The 19,815-nt window shown below is 35.6% G+C and carries 20 protein-coding genes and 5 pseudogenes; 4 read left to right on the top strand and 21 right to left on the bottom strand.

Translation table 11 applies throughout. The features are described 5' to 3' along the window. Positions 1-491: pseudogene (locus HSISS3_RS11535) on the top strand (transposase); the annotation flags it as partial. A gap of 200 nt (positions 492-691) precedes the next feature. On the opposite strand, the gene HSISS3_RS02980 reads toward HSISS3_RS11535, so the two are convergent. The 7 genes from HSISS3_RS02980 to HSISS3_RS02950 form a co-directional block, all read right to left on the bottom strand. Then, complete coding sequence (locus HSISS3_RS02980; RefSeq protein ID WP_021151569.1) at positions 692-2,011, bottom strand: FtsX-like permease family protein; 1,320 nt, start codon at positions 2,009-2,011, stop codon at positions 692-694. Positions 2,012-2,025: 14 nt separating this feature from the next. Next, a complete protein-coding gene (locus HSISS3_RS02975; RefSeq protein ID WP_021151568.1) occupies positions 2,026-2,757 on the bottom strand; it encodes an ABC transporter ATP-binding protein in 732 nt (243 codons plus the stop codon). Positions 2,758-2,793: 36 nt separating this feature from the next. Then, a complete protein-coding gene (locus tag HSISS3_RS11530) occupies positions 2,794-3,168 on the bottom strand; it encodes a prolyl oligopeptidase family serine peptidase (RefSeq protein WP_134954247.1) in 375 nt (124 codons plus the stop codon). A gap of 421 nt (positions 3,169-3,589) precedes the next feature. Then, complete coding sequence (locus HSISS3_RS02965; RefSeq protein WP_021151567.1) at positions 3,590-3,775, bottom strand: hypothetical protein; 186 nt, start codon at positions 3,773-3,775, stop codon at positions 3,590-3,592. Between the two features lie 244 nt (positions 3,776-4,019). Further along, the gene (pezT, locus tag HSISS3_RS02960; protein ID WP_021151566.1) at positions 4,020-4,802 is read right to left on the bottom strand and encodes a type II toxin-antitoxin system toxin PezT; all 783 of its coding nucleotides are present in this window, start codon (positions 4,800-4,802) and stop codon (positions 4,020-4,022) included. Continuing rightward, positions 4,802-5,278, bottom strand: a complete 477-nt coding sequence (gene pezA, locus HSISS3_RS02955; RefSeq protein WP_021151565.1) for a type II toxin-antitoxin system antitoxin PezA — start codon at positions 5,276-5,278, stop codon at positions 4,802-4,804. Before pezA ends, pezT begins: the two co-directional genes overlap by 1 nt. 572 nt (positions 5,279-5,850) lie before the next feature. Next, positions 5,851-6,684 carry a metallophosphoesterase family protein gene (locus HSISS3_RS02950; protein WP_021151564.1) on the bottom strand — a complete coding sequence of 278 codons (834 nt, stop codon included), beginning with the start codon at positions 6,682-6,684 and terminating at the stop codon, positions 5,851-5,853. 202 nt (positions 6,685-6,886) lie between these two features. Between HSISS3_RS02950 and HSISS3_RS02945 the strand changes: the two genes are divergently transcribed. Together HSISS3_RS02945 and HSISS3_RS02940 are read left to right on the top strand one after the other, a co-directional pair. After that, complete coding sequence (locus HSISS3_RS02945; protein WP_006152985.1) at positions 6,887-7,081, top strand: helix-turn-helix transcriptional regulator; 195 nt, start codon at positions 6,887-6,889, stop codon at positions 7,079-7,081. 19 nt (positions 7,082-7,100) lie between these two features. Continuing rightward, positions 7,101-7,639: pseudogene (locus HSISS3_RS02940) on the top strand (DUF3278 domain-containing protein). A gap of 50 nt (positions 7,640-7,689) precedes the next feature. Here the strand turns inward: HSISS3_RS02940 and HSISS3_RS02935 are convergent. From HSISS3_RS02935 to HSISS3_RS02910, 5 genes and pseudogenes are all read right to left on the bottom strand, one after another. After that, a pseudogene (locus HSISS3_RS02935) lies at positions 7,690-8,366 on the bottom strand (Fic family protein); the annotation flags it as partial. 215 nt (positions 8,367-8,581) lie between these two features. Next, positions 8,582-8,818 (bottom strand): hypothetical protein, encoded by a 237-nt coding sequence (locus HSISS3_RS02930; protein ID WP_042771748.1) that lies wholly within the window; start codon positions 8,816-8,818, stop codon positions 8,582-8,584. A 156-nt stretch (positions 8,819-8,974) separates the two neighbouring features. After that, positions 8,975-9,592 carry a LysE family translocator gene (locus HSISS3_RS02925; RefSeq protein WP_021151560.1) on the bottom strand — a complete coding sequence of 206 codons (618 nt, stop codon included), beginning with the start codon at positions 9,590-9,592 and terminating at the stop codon, positions 8,975-8,977. A 311-nt stretch (positions 9,593-9,903) separates the two neighbouring features. Further along, a pseudogene (locus HSISS3_RS12565) lies at positions 9,904-10,095 on the bottom strand (helix-turn-helix domain-containing protein); the annotation flags it as partial. A 62-nt stretch (positions 10,096-10,157) separates the two neighbouring features. Next, positions 10,158-10,472 carry a winged helix-turn-helix transcriptional regulator gene (locus tag HSISS3_RS02910; protein WP_134954246.1) on the bottom strand — a complete coding sequence of 105 codons (315 nt, stop codon included), beginning with the start codon at positions 10,470-10,472 and terminating at the stop codon, positions 10,158-10,160. Positions 10,473-10,559: 87 nt separating this feature from the next. Here HSISS3_RS02910 and HSISS3_RS02905 point away from each other — a divergent pair, with 87 nt between their 5' ends. Further along, positions 10,560-10,865: a YciI family protein gene (locus HSISS3_RS02905; RefSeq protein ID WP_021151558.1), complete on the top strand. Its 306-nt coding sequence runs from the start codon at positions 10,560-10,562 to the stop codon at positions 10,863-10,865. A gap of 457 nt (positions 10,866-11,322) precedes the next feature. On the opposite strand, the pseudogene HSISS3_RS12265 reads toward HSISS3_RS02905, so the two are convergent. From HSISS3_RS12265 to HSISS3_RS02860, 9 genes and pseudogenes are all read right to left on the bottom strand, one after another. After that, positions 11,323-11,786 (bottom strand): annotated as a pseudogene (locus HSISS3_RS12265) (hypothetical protein); the annotation flags it as partial. Next, the gene (locus tag HSISS3_RS02890) at positions 11,776-12,789 is read right to left on the bottom strand and encodes a hypothetical protein (RefSeq protein ID WP_021151555.1); all 1,014 of its coding nucleotides are present in this window, start codon (positions 12,787-12,789) and stop codon (positions 11,776-11,778) included. The gene HSISS3_RS02890 and the pseudogene HSISS3_RS12265, both read right to left, overlap by 11 nt. 40 nt (positions 12,790-12,829) lie before the next feature. Then, positions 12,830-12,988, bottom strand: a complete 159-nt coding sequence (locus HSISS3_RS11935) for a hypothetical protein (protein ID WP_021151554.1) — start codon at positions 12,986-12,988, stop codon at positions 12,830-12,832. A gap of 140 nt (positions 12,989-13,128) precedes the next feature. After that, complete coding sequence (locus tag HSISS3_RS12260; RefSeq protein ID WP_021151553.1) at positions 13,129-15,393, bottom strand: hypothetical protein; 2,265 nt, start codon at positions 15,391-15,393, stop codon at positions 13,129-13,131. A gap of 3 nt (positions 15,394-15,396) precedes the next feature. Continuing rightward, entirely contained in the window at positions 15,397-16,602 is a 1,206-nt protein-coding gene (locus HSISS3_RS02880; RefSeq protein ID WP_021151552.1) for a hypothetical protein, read from the bottom strand. 20 nt (positions 16,603-16,622) lie between these two features. Beyond that, on the bottom strand, positions 16,623-16,976 hold the full coding sequence (locus HSISS3_RS02875; RefSeq protein WP_021151551.1) for a TrbC/VirB2 family protein: 354 nt from the start codon (positions 16,974-16,976) through the stop codon (positions 16,623-16,625). A gap of 73 nt (positions 16,977-17,049) precedes the next feature. Beyond that, the gene (locus HSISS3_RS02870; RefSeq protein ID WP_021151550.1) at positions 17,050-18,993 is read right to left on the bottom strand and encodes an AAA family ATPase; all 1,944 of its coding nucleotides are present in this window, start codon (positions 18,991-18,993) and stop codon (positions 17,050-17,052) included. Beyond that, a complete protein-coding gene (locus HSISS3_RS02865) occupies positions 18,994-19,395 on the bottom strand; it encodes a hypothetical protein (protein WP_002887310.1) in 402 nt (133 codons plus the stop codon). It abuts the gene before it with no gap. Between the two features lie 10 nt (positions 19,396-19,405). After that, on the bottom strand, positions 19,406-19,804 hold the full coding sequence (locus tag HSISS3_RS02860; RefSeq protein ID WP_002892434.1) for a hypothetical protein: 399 nt from the start codon (positions 19,802-19,804) through the stop codon (positions 19,406-19,408). Between the last annotated feature and the right edge of the window lie 11 nt (positions 19,805-19,815).

Raw genomic sequence — 19,815 nt, 5'->3', positions numbered from 1 at the left:
CAGATAAAATTGACGCTGAAAAGTTAGCTAAATCTCAGCTTGTGCACAATCGTAAACCAACTTACGTGCAGGAAGAAATTTAGCAACACCTGCGTGATTTAAGCCGTTTCTATCAAAATATGGCAGAAGATCTTGTTCGAACTAAAAACCGTCTGCACAAGGTCTTACAAGTCACCTTTCCTGAATTGGAAAATCTATTATCCACACCTACTGGAGAGCAATATTGGAACTTAGTGATGGCTTTTCCATGCAAAGAGTTTGTATTAAGCCTATCTCAAAGTAACTTGTGTGAGATTATCCGTCAATCTACCTCCTAACGCATCTCTGAAAAGCGTATTGCTTACCTGACTGATAAACTTATAAAACTCGCTAAACAATCTTTTTGTGCGGTCAATAAAACCTCTCCAATGCTTGAAGAGGTTCGTTACTATGCTCAAGAATTGCTTCGTCTTTCTGAACGCAGACAAGTTGTCTTAAACGACATGGTAGAAAAGAGCCGAAATTGTAAGTAACGAAAACTTCCAAAGTCACTTTGACTTCGGAAGTTTTTGATATACCTTGTTCTTGGACACTTACCATCTACCCGCAACAATTGGTAAACAAGTAATAGCTACAATAAAACAATATTTAAACAAAATAATCCATAGATAGAATCCCGAGTTTAATTTAAGCAAATCACCCTTCTGCTTAACTAATACCAAGATTGACTTTCATATGAGCCAATGCTTAGTAATTTTGTTCCTAAATAGAATAAGCAAACGATTCCTGATAAAACTAGATCTGGTAGCCAAACGTTATTTATGCTTGTCATGTGATTACCTAATAAATTTGCACTATAATTAACTGCGAACAATATGATTAAATTAAATAAGAAAGAGATAACAAATATTATCAAGGAGTGTAAAAATGCTTCAGCAAATTTAATCATGATTAAATTTTTATTCGATGCTCCCAATACCTTTAGTTGAGATAATTCTTTCTTATCCTGATTTGAAGATAGTATTGTAATAGAAATTGTATTTGCCAAAATAATCAAGATTGGAGCAGACAAATAAGTAACAAAAGAAAAAACAGCTTCTTTAGCACCATCCGAATAATTTCCAATATAAATATTCTGTACATATAGTAAAAATCCTGAAACTAAAGTAATTCCCATTGTTACCGAAACCTGTAAATTTTTTAAATATGTTGGATTAAATAGAATATTCCATTTACCAACAACTAAAGCATAATTATTCGATGGAATAACCTTTGATATCCAGTTTAACAGAACCATCTGTGCCTTAGGAGACATCAGTTGAATCAAGAATAGATGAATCAAAAGTAAGAATAACACCGTACCTGTTTGTTGGATAATATCACTCATGCTCTTTCCAGCAGTGTCCGAAATAAGAATTTTAAAACAAAGAAGCCATAAACCAATAGAAACTCCCCAAAAAAGCAACTTTACTACTGTAGTTGAAAATTTCTTTTGTTTAACTGTATCATTTTTTTTCAATTCTTTTCGAGAATGATAATAAGCACTTGTTCCAACTATAACAGGTACAATAGAAACACTTAAAAGAAAAGTTTTTATATCAAATATTACAGTCAAATCAGGAAGTTCATTATGATTAACTAAAGTCTGCAACAACATATAATAATTATTTATAATTGCAAAAGATAAAATTGTTCCTAAAATACTTATCATTAAAGACATAATGAACAGCTGACCACTTATTATAAGTGATATATGAAAATAACTCGCGCCTAAAGTAGCCCATAACTTATAATCATCTTTAAAAATATCAATTAGAAACTGAATAATATTCGAAATTAAAAAGAATAGAGTTAATCCTCCAAAAAAAATGAGCATTTGAAATAACTGAATAGAAGTTATTGCTGTTTTTGAAGCACTGTTAATACCAATTACTGATGTTCCAACTATCATGCTGGAAACGAGTACTAAAGGCACAGTTCCTAATAATATTTTTTTTGCATAGTTAAATTGATAAAGAATAAGTCTAATCATAGTGAATTTCCTCTTCAGTCCGATTGTTTCGTCTCTAATTTATGATAAAGAACACTGGATGATGGTTTATCTATCTCCTCAGAAAGTAAACCATCTCTTAAAATAAATGCCTTATCTGTTTGAGAAGCCAACTCAATATCATGTGTTACCATAATAACACATTTACCATCATTAGCTAATTTACGTAATAATTCAAAAATCAATTGTCTTGATTCACTATCCATAGCCCCTGTTGGCTCGTCTGCAAAAATTATTTTACATTCTGACAGTATAGCTCTACATATTGCAACCTTTTGTTGCTCCCCACCAGATAAATTACCTACCAGACTGTCCAACTCTGCATTAAATCTTAATTTTTTCAGTAAACCTAATACCTTAGTTTTATCTACTTTCTTATGGGACAAGCGCAGTGGTAAAACAATATTTTCAAAAACAGGTAAAGAAGGTACAAGATTATATGATTGAAAAATAAATGAGATTTCTTCCCTTCGAACTTTTGCTAAATCTCTATTTTTTAATTTATAAGGATTTTTCCCATTGATTGTAACTTCTCCTGTCGTTGGTCTTGATAGACTAGACATACAATTTAATAAAGTTGTCTTTCCAGAACCACTAATGCCAAGAATCGATATAAATTCTCCATAGAAGACTGATAGCGAAATATCTTTCAAAACCGATATAGATTTATCTTTATCAATTTGAAACTCTTTTGTTAACCTCTTAACATCAATTGCAAGTTTATTCATCTTGTAATACCCTCCTATAATATCAACTCTGTTTTTTCATTTCATTACGTTTTGTAGAAAAAAGCTTAGTATATTTATCAAAAATTCACTATCTTCACTATTTATTCCCCCATGTCCTGCATTTTGGTTTAAGTAAACATAACTTCTTACATTAAGTTTTTGTAATTTTTTAGGCCATTCAATGACATCACTATTGTCAATATAATTATCTCTTTGACCTAAAATACTTAATACAACTGTATCTGTCCCCCTTGCCTTTTCTATATTTTGTAAAGGAGAATATGACCTAATAAAGTCTCTTATATTCTTATCTGATATATCTCCCCATTCTGTGACCTCAGTCTTTACAAGTGGATCATTACCAGAAATAAGTTGACCATAAGGATTGATAAATGGAGAAAATAATAGCATACATTTTAATAAATTTTTTCCTCGTTAGGTACAGAACCAGCAATTATTCCACCTGCACTAGATGAAATCAATTCTATTTTATTCTTATGTGCGATTCCCTCATCAATTAAAAAATGAATAGCATTTATATAATCTCTAATAGAATTTTTTTATTCATTTCTTTTCCAGCACGATACCAATCTCCACTAATAAACCAACTCCTCTAACATGAACCACTGCATAAAGAAATCCACTATCCACAATAGAAAGCACTATGGGATCAAATTCGATCTCATCGTTTTTTTCCAAATGAGTTGAAATAAAATCTCAAAGTTGACTTTACATAAAAAGTTTTAGTAATTTGATATTATCTACCAAAAACTTAATAATATTCCTCTCAATGTTACTTTTTGATAGAACTAAAGAAGACCTTTTATGTCTTTTATGTCTCATCACTAATACTTAAGGTAATCATCTCAGCTTTCAGTCTTTCAACGTCTTCAACAGTGGGTTTCCAGCCTTCTATCATATTCGTACTTAGAGCATACCAGACACTTTTAAAAATATTTCTGTCTATAAAAGATACACCCATAATAGTCATCTTTTCTTCATTTACATCTAAAACCATAAGGTACCTCTAGAATTGCGAGTATCTAGTACATTAAAGGATAACATAGATTCACTTGAAATAATGTAGAGTAGTTTTTCGATTACTAATTCAAATAAATTATTGATAATAATTACCGTGGCTACTTAATCATATGGATAACCCTGTACCAATAATAAATTTCGGAAAATTAGTTGTCGATAAATAACTTTTTTATATCAGAAAAAAAGTTATTCAAATTCTAAGTTAATGTCAATCTTATGCATTACCTCTCCTTTTTCTTACTATAACCTTTACGTGACTTCCCTAGCAATTCTCGTTCCAACCTAAGCATTTCCTCTTCCACCTTACTCCATTTCCCAAAGAGACATTCTTGTAAAACTGTTGCAGCTGGACCTTCGTCTGTTTCAGAATCATATATGCAGCTTCTATCTCTTTGGTAAATTTGAATTTGCTCAAAACACTTCTCGTTTTCCAACGCTCTGACATTATCAACCAAATGATTAACAATGTAATCATGATGTTCCTTAGGCGTTGCTCTAGCTTGATTTGGATCTTTAGCATAGAGTTCCTCATAACGTATCAAAGTGCTGAGATAGGACAACTCTGGTTTTGTCGCAATTAGTGCTAGTGATACCTGATAGCCTCTTGCTCTCAACAATTGAGCTGTTTGTCGTGGGACATCTGTTGTTCTTAATGTTCCTTCGATTAGTAAATCGTAGCCTAACTGACTTAGTGCGTCGACCAGTGTTTCTACCATTTTTCCAGCAAATCCTTTGGTATAGTCAACACTATCTTTACCATATTTTTCCTGCAATTCTAGATAATGAGGATGCTGAGAACGATAGCTATCGCCATCAATAATAATGATATTCCCACGATATTCTTTTTGTTTAATACGATGAATCGTTGTTTTTCCAGCACCACTTTGCCCACCAAGCAAGATGGCTTGTGGTTGTTCTGAAACAGTTTTCCCAAGAGTTAGGGTACGAATATTTCTCTTTACAACCTGTTGAAAGTCAGAATTACTAAAGTCTTCAAGTTTCATTAGGCTACCACCTGATGACGAGTCATCACCAACATACGCTCAATACCATCTAAATAGCCATCATAACGCTCCAATTCTTCAAAAGTATCTGCGAGATAAATTTGAGTATTGATGATATCAGCCAAATCGTCACTCATCAAAATCCATGGATTTGTCTCGTCATCAAAAGCGATGCCATGTTTATCTTGGTAGCGATAAAGTTCTGAAAGGATGGCAGCACCACGTTCTTTAATCACTTCCATTTTGAGAGTCAGCTGGTAATCTTCTACAGGTGTTAACATTTTATCTTCTCCCACGATATCAACATATGACACGTTAAACTTTTGACAAATACGATCAATCAGCTCTGTCGAAACTGCACTGGTTCCATTCTCATAGCGACTCAAGCTATTGCGTGAAATACCTACAATTTTAGCAAATTCTGGTTGTGTTAAACCATGTGTTTTTCGTAAAGATTTTATGTTATCTCCAATCATAGGATACCTCCTCATTTTCTTTTATTATACCATAAAAAGCAAAAACGCACCAAATTTGGTACGTTTAGATCTTTGTTTTATAGCAAAATAAAATATTAGCTTATTCATCATCTTAATAGAGATATTTCATGTAAAGAAGTCGTGTCCCCAAAAATGCTGCTTTTACACTTTAAAAGACACGACTTTGTAGTGTAAAGACAACATTTAAATGTATGTTTTCTTGTTTGCAAAGGCGTATAAACAAATAGGGCTGTACATTGAGCAATACTGGGCAGTTTTGTCTCAATCAAGAATAGACAAATAATCATCTAATCGTTCATTTACATCTGTTCTCAAGTCTGAAAACTTCTATCTCCATAAATGGAGAAACTTAACCAAAGATAGTATAACAGATATTGTCAATCTTATATCATATTTTATAATGAAACTAGAATTCAACAGAAATTAAATGACCAGTCTCCTGTAGAGTACAGAAAACTGGTCGCATAAGAGGGTTTTTCTCTTGTCCCATTATTGGGGTGTAGTGCCGCTCGTCCAATCGTTTTTAATGTATCTGTTAATTAAAGTAACTCTTACAAAAAATCAAAATAGTTCTTCACATCCTCCACATACCCATGCTTTTCAATTAAACTAGCTAACAAATCTCTATTATGGCCTTGGTAATTGTCCTCTCGCCGCAATTCTTCATACATTTCGATAAAAGGAAGACCTTTGGCCTTGGCTGATTCTAGCTCTGCTTCATAGTCATAGGCTACTTTTCGAAATTGAATATTGACTAATTCACCATTTTCAACCTCAAATAAGGCATACTGAGCTCGGTGATTTTTCAGCCCTTTCCAGTCAAAATAAGGCATACCAATCGAACCAGGGTTGATGATTTGTTGACCTTGACTACCATAACGCAGAAGCTGTTTATGGACATGTCCATAGACGGCTACATCAGTAGTTTCATCAAGTAGCTGGTCAAATTTTTCTGTACCATTTTCAACCAGCAAATCACCACCATAATTTTTCTCAGGTAAATTATGAGATAGAGAAAAACGCAAGCCTTCAAATTCTTTCTTGGCTACCATAGGTAGCTTTCTCAACCAATCAATATGCTCTGGGTTTAGGCGCTCCATCAAAAACTGGGTCATTCTGAGAAGCTGAATTTCTTGGGGTTCCTCTAAAGCATATTGCCCATCTAAAGCCTCTAACACACAATCATCCCAGTTTCCTCGAACGGATGCTGTAAGGGGGAGGTCTTTCAAAAGAGCCACCAAGTCATTTGCTCCCGGCCCAGGAAGAAAAATATCTCCCAAAAGCCAATATTCAGTCGCTCCCAAATTTTTAGCGTCCTCAAGCACTCCAGCTAAAGCCGTCGTATTACCATGAATGTCTGATAAAATTGCAATCTTATGGTTCATTTTCTTCTCTTTCTTTAGTGGATAACGTTCGGTTTATTCAATCCACTCTTATATTTTTGTTCTTCATTATAGCATAAAATCGCTAGAAGATTTTCACTTGAAAATATTCTTTTAAAAAATATGTCAAAAATAGTTGACATATTATTTTAAGAAGAATATACTATAGTCAAATATATACGACACATTCTGAAAAGGAGAAAGAATGAACCGTGTGAAAGAATTCCGCAAGGAACTGGGAAAGTCCCAACTCGAACTGGCCAAGGATATCGGTGTCTCTAGGCAAACCATCAACATGATTGAAAACGACAAGTACAATCCTACTCTGGAACTCTGTCTCAATCTCGCTCGTAGTCTCCAAACAGACCTCAACAGTCTCTTTTGGGAAGATGATTTTTAACAAGAAGGAGAAAGAAATAATGAAAAAAGAAACTCTCACTGAAAAACTTATGAAACGAACCTATGGCATTTCAGGACCACTTGATGAACACAAACAACGCGAGGCCGACCGCATTGGAAATAAAATCTTTATGGTTCTCTTTTACCTCATGATTTTTGGCAATCTCGTTCCCTTTGTTCTTGCTTATAAATATCCCCAAATTGTCGCTTTCGGATATCCAATCATTATTTTTATGATTTCCATGATTTGTGCAGTCTATGTCACCACTCAAACTAAAAAACTGGTATTACTGCCATTGACCCTGATATGTTGAGCCAGAAAGAAAAGAAACAGTTACGCTACCCTGGCCTTAAAGCGGGACTTGTCTATGGAGTTTTTATGTTCTTTGGAATGCCACTTCTCAATGTCTTAACGGATGATAACAAGAACTATCTTAGCTCCCTTTTCAATCTAGGTCATTTCACATCAATTCTTTTCGCAGCTTTCCTTTTCGGATTAATGATGCAAATTGTCGTTTGGCTTCGCATTCGCAAAGCCAAGGAAAATCAAGACGACTAATAGGAGGAAAATTATGAAATCACCATTTTGGTATTGTTGTAAACACTACATATGTATGGATGAATACTCTCAAATTCAATATGGAACTTTGCTAGTTTGGTAATGATATCCTCTGTGTTCTCGTGATACTCTATGAGTAGTTGCTCCATTTTTGGTCTAATCATGTAGGGCTGAGCTGGTTCATTAAGCCCATAATACGAACAGGAACATTTCGATAGACGCCTCTATCATCCTTTTTGTCAGATAATACAAGGCAATGAATATCCTTTATTATTTTTTCCGTCAAAGGTATGTTTTCAGAGACTAGGATTTGTACATATTGGAATGCTTCCTTGTGAGCAATAGCTTCTAAATGGTCCTTTAAAGGTTTCTGATCAATGGTTAACCCTCTCAACACCATATCAGTCTCTCTTAAAGTCAGGGTATTACCTTCAATGGCGTTCGAATTATAGGTGAACTCTACTAAAAACTGCTCGTTAAGACGTTCAACTTCACCTTCAGTCATTGGTCTTCTTTTAGATAGCTCTGTTTTCTTTTCCTCTATGGTCTTTAAAAGGTTAGAACCCTTCTTTAATCTTCCATCAGCTGGTTTCTTTGCACTAGCAGGTATTTTCCAAAGCTTACCATCATGAAATGCCCCATCAATTTTGCCTTGAGAACAGAGGGTACGAATGCGCCTTTCAGATATTCCCCATTTAATAGCAGCTTCTTTTACGGTCATAAACATTATAGTCTACCTCATTTCTGCTTATTATTATATCATTTGCGGAACAATACATCTATTTGCGGAACGACATAACTCAATTTGCGGAACAATAGAACTGCTTGTTAGTCATTGAAAATGGTTATCCGTGGGTACTTGCAAATATTCCAACCAGCCCTAAGCAGGGATACGGCAGAGGGTCTAAGAAGAACAACCAAACAAATTTCAATCCCTTACCTTTAGTACCTTCTATAGAACTCCGCATAGTCAACACCAAGAACTGCAACCATTCTATCCACCCAACGTTCTTGTGGTAGAAAGTGCTCTTTTTTGTAATGATACAGTTTGCAATACAAGCGCCAAAATTCGCTTGGGTAATGGTACTCTCCTACAAACATCTGCCTAACGAGCTCCGCAAAAGTCATCTCTCTCTCGGCTAATAACAGTGTGACATTATCCCAAAATAAACTGCCCATGATAAGCCTCCTACTCTTTGCTCTAGCTGTTGCACTTATTCTTGCAATTTATCAAAACTTAAAAAAAAAAAACGACTTCACTCAATTAGGATAGAAGTCGATTTTTCATGAGTTTGTCGAAATATCAAAAATGTCACCATGACTTTTAGTAAAATCTTAAAATTGTTGAAATAACACAATGATTGCCGATAAAATCATAGCAATACCACCGATTTGATTGATTCGTTTTTCAGATTGACGACCTAATAAATCTCCTATTTGAGAGGCAAAAAAACTATATAAATAATCATTGATTAGACCAACCGTTAAATAAGTTATACTTAAAATTCCCATTTGTAAAAGAAAAGAGGCTTCTTGCTTAATAAATTGAGGAATAAAAGAAGCGAAAAAAATAATATTTTTTGGATTCAAGAAAATGAGGAGAAATCCATTCTTAAAGGCTTCTTTTCGAGTTACTGGGGTTAGACTGTCAGTCCTATCCTGTGGTTGATTAGCTTCAATCAAACTTTTTATTCCTAAATATATTAAGTAAATAATGCCAAGTATACGTAGACTAGCATACAAAAGAGAGGATGTGCTGAGAATCGCACCTACACCAATGAAAGATAGTAGTAAACAAAGTAATCCACCCCAAAAGCTACCCCAAACAATTCCGTAGGCTACCTTCTTTCCATGTGACATGCTAGTAGTGATAAGATAGGTTACAGTCGGACCAGGTGGGGAAATAAGCAAAATACATGCAATGATATAAGACATCCAAGATGATAGAGTCATAATTCTACTTCCTTTATTTTTCTATATTTAATTTCATTTTTGGTTAACCCAAACAATATTACTGGTAATTGATGATGAACAAATCTTTTAGGAGTTAAAGATTCTGTCATTTTTGATAAAAAGTCTAGTAAATTATCTTTATTATTTGAAGCATATATCGTATAAAAGTTTCCTGAATTCCAATTTACTATTGCATAATCAAAAAGTTCACTTAAAATAGCTGTAAACTCTTCTAATGTAACTAGACCATTATGCATATCACCTAATACATTTTCTCTTTTTTTGTTTATATCTACTTGAGAGAAAAATAATTTATTTTTTTCATTATCCTGTGCAAATTCAAAAGTAACGAGATTTTTCTTGGTTAAACGTCTAACACTCTGAGTAATAGCACTCCTTGAGACTTCAAGTAACTCAGATAATTTTACTAGATTCATAGGCTGATTGCGACTTATCAGGCCAATCAAATGGACTTCATTATCGAAAAAACGGCTTTCGAAGATAAGTGGTTAAAATGCCAGGTTAAGTGGTGCGATAGTAGACATTAAACAAAATCCGAAATAGACTACAGCCATTCTTTTCCCCATTGATTCAAGTCTCTTAAAATCGGCATTAGCGATTTACCTTTTTCTGTTAGCTCATATTCTGTATGAAGGGGCATGGATTCAAAATCAACTTTCTTAACTAATTGATGTTCCAGTAAGACATCCAGTCCGCGTGTCAAACTAATCGTTGTGATTCCTTCGACTTCTCTTCTTAACTTGTTAAAACGAATCGTTTGATGCTTGTTGATCACCCATAAGATATTCATCCTCCATTTCCCACCAACCACATCTAAGACTCGAGACATACTACAGTTCCAATTTTTATTTGTTAACATTTTTTCTCCTTACAAAAATGTGCCTACTATTCAGGTAGTTTGTAAAGTATTATAATCTATTTATCATTTATTTTAAAGGAGTCGCTTATGTTTATTGTAAATCTTACCTATATCAAACCCCTTGATACAGTTGAAAAATTCTTAGAAAAACACATAGATTTTTTAAATCAGTATTATACAAAAGGTCATTTTATCGCATCTGGAAGAAAAAATCCAAGAACCGGTGGTATCATCCTCATGAGAGCAAAAAATAAAGAAGCTGTTCAAGAAATCATTGCACACGATCCATTCTATCAAAATGAGATTGCCCAATATGATATCATTGAATTTGAGGCAAGTAAGTATTGTCTGGAATTTGAAACTATCATCAGTAAACCTTTTGACGACAAGTAGGTTTATTAGGAATCTATATACAAAAGGAATTTTCAACACAAGTAAAAACAGCTCTTTTTATACGAAAAGAGCTGTTCTATTTTATGAAAGAGAAAGTCACTAGTTACCTTTGTGCTTCTCCCTACGTTTTTGCTGCTTGCGTTCAAATTTCTCTTGTTTGAGCAATTTATGCTGTTAAAAAGTGCTGTAAAATCTCAAAGACTTCTTCTTTAGACAGAAAAATATCTTCATTTTGAGGAATAGATTGAATATCTAAAGATAGTAATTCAATGAATTGCTTCATATCATTCTTTAGTGTCTCGGAAACCTCTAGATTAGCCAACTTATCATCATCATGAAGTAAGCCGGTCAATCGTGTGATATCGTTCAAATGTTTTTTTATCTTCTTACTGAGGCCATGCTCCCCTTGTTCTACACGAGCTTTCATGTCAAGCCAAGCTTTGGCTTTGAATACGATTAACCCACGATTACTTAATACAGAGTAACCATCAATTTCTTGACGTTCTCTCATGAGAAGTTGATAATAATCCTCGTCTAGCAACAAAGCAGACAGACTAGCTTCCTCATCAAAGTGTACTGGTGTTTCTCTGCTAAGTTTCTTCAGAGGATATTCTGGTAGGATACTAAACAATTCAACCATTTCTGGAAAACCTGGCTTCTTGGTTGTAAAACGAAAAAGCTGAGCCTTATGATCTTTATAACCTCCTTCGTATTCTCCCAATTCTAAAAACTTTGTCAAAACTTCATAGAATGTCTTATTTTTAATTCATCAATGATAACCATATCATAATCTTTTGTTGTACGACTTTCAAAACCATTAGCATCTAAGACAATAGATGTAGCTGTACCACCTATTAGGACATAGTAGTCTTTGAAATCTTGAAACATATTTTGAAAGGCAGGTTTAAAATTAGCTGGCATAGTCTTCTCCTAGAATAGTATATATCTTTTCTTCCAGTTCTTCCACTTCCTCCATAATACGAGGATCATCATTATCTTTTAAGGTTAAGTATAAGGAAATAGGATCTACCATATTATAATTAGTCTCCACTCCCAGTTGCGTCCAATAGTCGCTATTATATCCAAATACAATCGGATCATATGTCCAAAGTTCTATTCGGTGCCCTTGAAAAATCGGTTGCTTAATCGTTTTTCCTATTTTTTTATACTGTTTTTTTGATAAGGCATATTGACCGTAACTTTCCGTATTGGCTAACATGCCAAGATAAGATAAAGCTTCAAAATGTGATATCTTAAAATCTAAATTGGTTTTTAACCTCTGAAAATCTTCATCAGAAATAATTACAACTTTAGTTATTGGATTTTTTAAAAAATTTTTGACTTCATCAAATAAATCTGTTTTCGTTTTTGCTAAATGATAAGATTTCCGGTGATTAATTAACCAACCTCTCTCTTTATAAGATTTGAAGATACGGTACAAACTAGGTACCGATAGACCTGATAGCTGGCTAATTTTATTAATATCAATAACCAAATCAGATACAAACAGCAATAGAATAATCAACACACGCTGTTCTGTTGGCGTAAGTTCTCTTTCATTTTGTTTTGTGTCTGATATTTTTGAATACAAAAACCCTAATTTCGGTAAATAGGCATTTTCTTGATAATCAAGATATGACACTCTTGCATGTAGAAGTTTTTTCTTTTCATCATCTGCCAATTGTCTAAAGACTAGGATAACATTTTGATTCGTCAGCCTCTGAACGGCCTGACTTTGTTTAACAAAATTATTCAAACTTCCCGATCTTTTTTCAGCCATTAGCAAGAACTCTTGGTCTGCAACTACTAAATTTGCAAAGTCATATCGTCTTTGAAAGATAATAGGTAAGTCAAGATTCACAGGAGATATATTGGCAGCAAAACAAAAAGCTTGCAAAATTGTGTTAACTTTACTAAGATCCATTTCTCTCTCCATTTTATCAATATATTTGCATTTTATCACGTTAGATAATAAAATGCAATTTTTTTGATAAGATAAATTGCAAGAATAAGTGCAACATATACTCGAATTTTCTTAGAAAATGGTCTTTAGGCACAAGCTCATCAAGCGTATAGAAACCTACTTGACGACGATTATATTCAGGATTATCTTTGTGAAACATAGGAGTACCTCATCAAATACCTTTTCCTTTTATTATACTCCTTCGAAGCAAGAAAAGTCCCCAGAAGTATAACTTCTGAGGACTTTGTCTTCAATCTGAAACAAGCCAATTTAAAGGCTTGTTTTTTCGTAAACTATTTATTACAACTCTCCGTCTTCTCCAGCATCAAATTTTTGGAAACGGCGATCACTATCTAAGCTATTTTTCTTTGGTAAGGTTTGAGGAGGAGTGATAATATTCGAGGTATCTCCCTTTGGAGTAACTCTTCCTGCTCCCCCAGTGTTATTTAGGAGTTTATCTTTAACATTATCTCTAGCTCTTGTATAACCTTCTCCGAAACTACTAGAGAAATCTCTTTTGACTGCTTGACCTGCATTCTTGAATTCAGTTCCAACAACTTCTTTACCAGATTTAACAGTCTCTTTGACTCCTCTAGACACATTGCGTCCAGCAGTACTCATTGTGCGTCCAGCAGTACTCATTGAATTACCAGCAATCTCTCTAAACTTGAGCCCCTGATTTCTTTGTTTGGCTACTGCTTTCCAAGTACCAGCTACAGTACCGGCTGTAGCACCTGCAGCAGTCAGAGCACCTCGTCTCATACCATTAGCCATACCATAAGCAGTTGACCCCACTGTGCCTCCTGCATTCTTGAGACCTCTGATTCCACTACCCGCGCTATTTTTGAGGTGATTAAATCCACTTTGATTGCGTCTTCCAGTGACTGGATTATACCTACCAATAGCGAAGTTTCTAGCACCACCACCCATTTTATTAGCAGCCATAGCACCTAAAGCCATTGTAGCAACTCCAGCCTTAGTGCCACTTGAAAGGTTTGTATCGATACCTAGCCAACGTTCCAGCATTTTTGAACCTTGAGAAACAGCAAGATAAACACCTAGATAGACAGCAATTGTCGCTATGGCATGTTGGAATGGGTCTAATCCATCATAGAAACTGCCACCCAGTGTCTTCTTAGCAACATCAGATGCTCCATTACCTAAATTAAGCTTGACTTCGCTATAGGTAATTAAGAACCACTGAGCAACTTTGACAAATAGTAATTGGAACCAGATAGCGGCAATTCCTGTCATAACTTCTTGCCAAACCTCTAGGATACGCATACTATTTCCAACAGCCGAGTATGAAACCAGTGGTGAAATAATCACTGTTATAAGTGTTTTGAAAATTACTCGAACCGTAGTAACTAATAATCCAATTAAAAGCAATAAGAGTATAATTTGCTGAGTTATCAGAGCTATCCAGTCAACCTTATATCGGGCATATGTGGGTAAGAAAGCAGTATTATCAAAACCAAGGAAATAACCTGCTTTTGAAGTGGTAACTCGTGCATAAGCAATCTTCCCATCTGCATAACGAATAGTATTGAGGGTAGATCTCATTACGTCAGAAAAACCATTATAGGGTGATTTTTCTTGATTATCTTTCCACTCGGATTCTTCTTTCCAACCAGTAAATAATAGTTTACTTTGTAGAAGAAGACCAGTTATCGGGTTAGACATGGCTGCACCATTTTTAGTAACTTGCCACCAATCGAGTGAGCCATCTTCTCGTATCCCTAAAAACTTAGGTATCGACGATACTCGTCCTTCACGTCCAGAATAGTACTGAAGCATTGCCTTATTGGTTGGACCATATGTTTCAGTAAAATTAGTGGACCAAATGTTACCATCTGAGATAGTATTCCAGTTTTTATCACCTGCTATAAAATGAGTATCTTCATTATAACCCAATTTATCTGTATCAAAATCCATTGCATAAAGCATCTCAAGATCAACTGTATTACCTCGAAATGGTGTTACCGAAAGTGAAACACTTTGTCCACTACCCATTACATCGAAATAAGCCAACCCTACTGTATCTTTAGCAATAGCACTACCGAACTTTGAAGCAAAAGTCGGTAGTGCAGCAACAGAAAAAGTTACCAGAATTATATGATTGAAGAATTCTCGATATCTGAATGGTGCTCCTGCCATAGCCATTATTAGACGAATAAGTGTTACCAAAACAAATAAAGCAATCCCAACAATTTGAAGCCACTTATAAACTTGACCAACAAAGCTATCTGATTGACTGATATAATCAAACATCCCAAATAACTTAAACATGTTGAGATAAACTTTCTCAATCGCATAACTAAAACTATAGATACCTTTCGAAAGCATCTCTGGAATAAAGCCAAAGGCTATAAATAGTCCTGATGTTGGATGTAGATATTGGTCCCATTGTGCATAAAAAGATGCCAATAGGAGCTCTTTGTCTTTATCACCTCCCCAACCTTTAGCACCAACCTCATTAGGCCAATCTTTAGATTGGGAAATCATATCTGAGAGAGAGGGCCAAACCTTCCCTTGTTCAATTTCTATCGTTGCTTCTGCACCCATAGGCTAGCCCTCCTTATTTTCAGCTGAAGTTTCAGTAGAAGGAGATGTTGGGGTTGCAAATGCGGTTGTGGTTGGTTCAGTAGTAACTACCCACCCTTGAGTAGCTGATGATTTTTTCTTGACATTAAAGGTGACTCGATGAACAGTAGTTTTTTGAGCCTCATCTGTTGTACCTACGACGTATGTAACTTCATAGGTATCTTTCTCACCTTTAACAAGTTCAATTTTTTCTAACATTGTGCTAGAAACAGTTGCTACCTCTGGGTTAGTAAATTTAGCATCATTATTATCCAAGTAAGCCTTAAGCTTATCCTTGTCTCCTGAATAATAGTATGACAGGAAATAACGAGCCATAACATCAATCTCATGTTCATGATCTTGTATCATTGTAAGACGCTCAACCTTATCTGTTGTAATTACAAGTTCTTTTTTCACGCGCGTGAAATTACTATTATAGACCATTAGCATCAACAATAAGAATACCGACAACGTACAAGAGCTGATAGCCATAATCAATGGCAATTTACTTGGTGGTCCTACTTCTTCATCCTCATACACTCTTCCTGTTTTCTCCTTCCGTTTCTTTGCTCGAGCAACTGACTGCTTATGCTTATCCTTATTCGACATAAGACGGTTTGGAAGTTCTCCTTCAATCGTTCCAGGTTTTGGATAGGGTGGCATATCAACTAGAGACAAGCCAAGACTTTCAGCATAACATGGAAGTAACCCCATAGGACCACTGAAAAAGTTAGAGATGCCTTCATATGTTGTCTTCTCAAACCGTTTATCACGATGTGCTTCTTCGATAAGTGGGGTAACGAGTTCCTTATAATCTTTCGTAATAACAAAAGGGGTAATCTGTGGTTGTCCTTCAATACTAGGGACTCCCGTAGTTGGTCGTGTTAAACGACCATTTTGTTCCATCGGTTGACTAGCAAGAGCAATTCCCTTCAAGGTAAACTGAGAATAACGCTTTTTGATTTCTCGAAAAAGTAATTCCGCTTGTTTAAAAGTTAGGAATGGGAGACTTTGTGCGATACTTTCCTTTTTATTACTAGGAAAATATTCAGTATCTAAGTCATCAATAATATCCGCTAACTCTTCATCCTTTTTAGGATTTGCATTTCCTTTCCACTCGATATAAAGAAACAAGGCATCCGGAAACAATACCTTGCGATTCCCCTTTATGGTAAGTAATTCTTTTTCCATAAAGTATACCTCTTAAAGACTTATTTGGGTTGCCATAGGTAAGCAACGATTGTACTTATCGATGAACCAACACATAGTCCGATTGCAATCCACATCAGCCAATCAAGTGCTACTGTTCGTTTCTTATCTCCCATCATTAACAAGAAGGAAGCAATTAAGCCAAATACTATTGCAGCCGCTGGGAATGCAATACGCAACATACCTGAAACATCATTAAGTGTATTAGTTGCCTCATTAGCTGGGTTAGCAGCAGCCCCATTTCCTCCAGTTTGCTCCGCAAAAGCAAGTGATACAGAGTTTAACGTCAATAAAGCAGTCATTCCTAGTGTTGATGCCTTTGTCTTCACGTTGTTCAAAAATGTGTTTTCTTTCAAAACAGCCTCCTTAAAATTTTAATATCTGTAGTCTACAATATTCCATCTACGAGTCACAACCTAGTGACACCCCTTAAGAAGTAAGCAAGTAGTTACCATACTCCTCTGGAGGTATCCGTTTGACACTAATATGCGTCTGACGCCTATCTTGAACTGTCTTTCTACCTGAGTCCCCATACGCAAACGTTCCTGGTGCATGTCCAGATAGAGACACGTCAACTATAAAGTAATCTTCTGGCTTTCGCCCAAGGAAATACAATTGCTCAAAGATTTCATCTGTTAACACTTCATCAATAGTTCTCTCTAAAGGCCTTGCTCCATCTTCTGGGCTAACACCGACGCTACTGAGATATTCATAAAAGTATTTTTTACCATCGATAGTTTGCTCACCATCCATAACATCCTCATAATTAATAAGGATATGATGCTCTTTAAACCAACTGCTCTCATGTACAGCCATTTTTGAATAGACAATCTTATCAATGGTTTGTTTCGTCAAGATATTAGTCACTTCAATTTTCCAACGGTTGATAAATTCAGGACGTTTAAAGATCTTGATTAACTCGTCTCTCATGTCCTTCATGAACTCTTTATAGTCAGTCTTGTTCATTTCTGTAAAGGTCTGACCAGAGGTGATATATTTATCTTTGATTCGCTTATGCCCCACGTTTGATGTCGCAATGATAAACGTATTCTTAAAATTGATTTTTCGTCCACGTCCATCAGTCAAATGCCCGTCATCAAGCATTTGCAAATACAAAGCCCAGACATCTGGATGAGCCTTTTCTAACTCGTCCAATAGTACTAACGAGTAGGGATTCTTCTTAATTTTCTCCGTTAAGTCACCTTTTCTCTCGTCATTTCCTATAAGACGAACAACAGCATTATCAGTCATGTATTCTGACATATCCAGCCGAATCATCGCTTCTTCACTGCCAAACAGTTGTTTGGCTGCTTGTTTCGCCAATTCAGTTTTACCTGTACCTGTTGTTCCAAGTAGAAGAAGAGTTCCAAGAGGCCTTCGCTTGTTCTGTCCTCCCTGGATTCCCTTATACATAAGGCGTGCTATCGTTCGAATCACATGGTCTTGCCCCTTAACAACAGCACGCATCCCTTCCGCAAAATCCACTGGAGTTGACGACGTGCGTAGTAGACTTTCCATAGGAATACCTTTTTTACGGTGAATGACATTCGCAATATCTCTTAAGGTAATCTCTGATTTTCCATCGATATTTGCAGTCGCTGAAGCTTCATCAATAATATCAATAGCTTTATCTGGAAGCATTTTATCCGTAATATAACGAATAGATAATTCTACTGCTGCCTTAATGGCATCATTAGTAATTTCAATGTCAAGTTCTCGTTTATACTTGGAACGACGTTTTTTCAAGACCAAAATAGATGCCTCTTTGTCCAGTTCATCAACGTAAACTGGTTGCAGACGTCGTTCCATCGCTGGATCTCGTTCGATAATCATAAACTCATCAGCTGTAGTGGCTGAAATAAGATAGATTTCCCCACGAGATAAGGCTGGTTTCAAGCTATTAGCGACGTCAAGGGCACTTCCCTCAACCCCAGTTCCCATAATGGTATGCACTTCATCAATAAAGAGGATAAACTCATCTTTATGAGCCATAAACTCTTTAATCAATCCGTCCATTTTGGCAATGATGTTCACCTCTTTACCTATATGGTCAAATTCTTTCCCTTGGATAGCAGATAATTCTAGTTGCTTAACCTGCTTACCTTGGAAACGTGTTGGGACGTGGGCTTTCTTGTTAAGAATATCCGCACAAATTCCTTCTACAATAGCTGTTTTACCTACACCAGCTTCACCAATTAGTACAGGAGAATTTTTTTCTAATCGATTCAGTGAGATAAAGACTTGTCTGATTTCATCTTGTCTACCCCAAGCCACAAAATCTTGACGCTTGGGTCTGATTTTCTCAGTAAGGTCTGTTGTGTATTTGTCAATATAAGGAGTCTTACTAAGATTATGGTTAGTCCTCTCCTTCATCTATTTATACTTCCTTCCTAAACGTTCTGCAGCCTTATCCATTAAGTAGCGACGGTTTTTCGAGCCATCATCTCTCAACTCTGGGTAACAGTTCTTATCAATTGGATAATAACGTTTCTTTGTCCGACGGTGTGCATGAATAAATTCCCAGAACTTATTTCCACCAGACGAAGAAGGGATCATCCAATAAATCGTTAAAGTCATTGTACAGAGTAAATTGATTAGGAACTTCAACTCCTGCCCTCTAGGGAAAAATATATCCCTGAATTGTAGCGGAAAAACAAAACTCCCTACTATAATGAAGGCTTTCATTACCGGAACACCGTAGTACTTTACCTGCGTGTAAAGACCACGAGGCAGTCCCCAGTTCCCCTCTTGTTGTTGGTTTTCTTCTTGATTCATCCAGTACCTCCTAGAAGTCAATATCCATCATTGGTTGAATATTACTTTCAAAATAAAGGAAATAACGGAATTTCTCAGTCAAAAGCTCCACTTGATCCCTCTGAATACAAATAGAACCTTTCTCTCCAAAATCAATATCCAAAAGGTCCGTACATTCAATACGGCATTGGTTTAAGTGTGTCTTAACTACCTCAATGGATGTTTCAGAGTCATGATGTACGTTACTTGAGACAAAACTACGAAAGTTCTTCCAACCAACTTCTTTATCAATGATTTGATGTAGGCGTTCTAAACCGTCTGCCCATTTCCCTCTAAAAATTTGAAGGGGTTCATTCATAGCGTTACCTCGCTGGTATTTCATCAATAGGCAGTCCTGGTTAAGTAAATAGCGTTGTTCGTCAATTGTCATAATCGTTAATA

Origin of the sequence: Streptococcus sp. HSISS3 (assembly GCF_000448605.1) — a bacterium.
In the GTDB taxonomy this organism is placed as follows: Bacteria; Bacillota; Bacilli; order Lactobacillales; family Streptococcaceae; genus Streptococcus; species Streptococcus raffinosi.
This window is presented reverse-complemented; position numbering and strand designations above follow the sequence as displayed.

Excerpts from the sequence above, each read along its gene's own strand:
- HSISS3_RS02905 (WP_021151558.1), top strand. The coding sequence starts at position 10,560 with ATGTTTATTGTAAATCTTACCTATATCAAACCCCTTGATACAGTTGAA.
- HSISS3_RS02860 (WP_002892434.1), bottom strand. The coding sequence starts at position 19,804 with ATGACAATTGACGAACAACGCTATTTACTTAACCAGGACTGCCTATTG.
- HSISS3_RS12260 (WP_021151553.1), bottom strand. The coding sequence starts at position 15,393 with ATGGGTGCAGAAGCAACGATAGAAATTGAACAAGGGAAGGTTTGGCCC.
- pezT (WP_021151566.1), bottom strand. The coding sequence starts at position 4,802 with ATGAAACTTGAAGACTTTAGTAATTCTGACTTTCAACAGGTTGTAAAG.
- HSISS3_RS11935 (WP_021151554.1), bottom strand. The coding sequence starts at position 12,988 with ATGTTTCACAAAGATAATCCTGAATATAATCGTCGTCAAGTAGGTTTC.
- HSISS3_RS02945 (WP_006152985.1), top strand. The coding sequence starts at position 6,887 with ATGAACCGTGTGAAAGAATTCCGCAAGGAACTGGGAAAGTCCCAACTC.
- HSISS3_RS02910 (WP_134954246.1), bottom strand. The coding sequence starts at position 10,472 with ATGTTAACAAATAAAAATTGGAACTGTAGTATGTCTCGAGTCTTAGAT.
- HSISS3_RS02890 (WP_021151555.1), bottom strand. The coding sequence starts at position 12,789 with ATGGATCTTAGTAAAGTTAACACAATTTTGCAAGCTTTTTGTTTTGCT.
- HSISS3_RS11530 (WP_134954247.1), bottom strand. The coding sequence starts at position 3,168 with ATGCTATTATTTTCTCCATTTATCAATCCTTATGGTCAACTTATTTCT.
- HSISS3_RS02865 (WP_002887310.1), bottom strand. The coding sequence starts at position 19,395 with ATGAATCAAGAAGAAAACCAACAACAAGAGGGGAACTGGGGACTGCCT.
- HSISS3_RS02880 (WP_021151552.1), bottom strand. The coding sequence starts at position 16,602 with ATGGAAAAAGAATTACTTACCATAAAGGGGAATCGCAAGGTATTGTTT.
- HSISS3_RS02925 (WP_021151560.1), bottom strand. The coding sequence starts at position 9,592 with ATGACTCTATCATCTTGGATGTCTTATATCATTGCATGTATTTTGCTT.
- HSISS3_RS02980 (WP_021151569.1), bottom strand. The coding sequence starts at position 2,011 with ATGATTAGACTTATTCTTTATCAATTTAACTATGCAAAAAAAATATTA.
- pezA (WP_021151565.1), bottom strand. The coding sequence starts at position 5,278 with ATGATTGGAGATAACATAAAATCTTTACGAAAAACACATGGTTTAACA.
- HSISS3_RS02930 (WP_042771748.1), bottom strand. The coding sequence starts at position 8,818 with ATGGGCAGTTTATTTTGGGATAATGTCACACTGTTATTAGCCGAGAGA.
- HSISS3_RS02870 (WP_021151550.1), bottom strand. The coding sequence starts at position 18,993 with ATGAAGGAGAGGACTAACCATAATCTTAGTAAGACTCCTTATATTGAC.
- HSISS3_RS02965 (WP_021151567.1), bottom strand. The coding sequence starts at position 3,775 with ATGGTTTTAGATGTAAATGAAGAAAAGATGACTATTATGGGTGTATCT.
- HSISS3_RS02975 (WP_021151568.1), bottom strand. The coding sequence starts at position 2,757 with ATGAATAAACTTGCAATTGATGTTAAGAGGTTAACAAAAGAGTTTCAA.
- HSISS3_RS02950 (WP_021151564.1), bottom strand. The coding sequence starts at position 6,684 with ATGAACCATAAGATTGCAATTTTATCAGACATTCATGGTAATACGACG.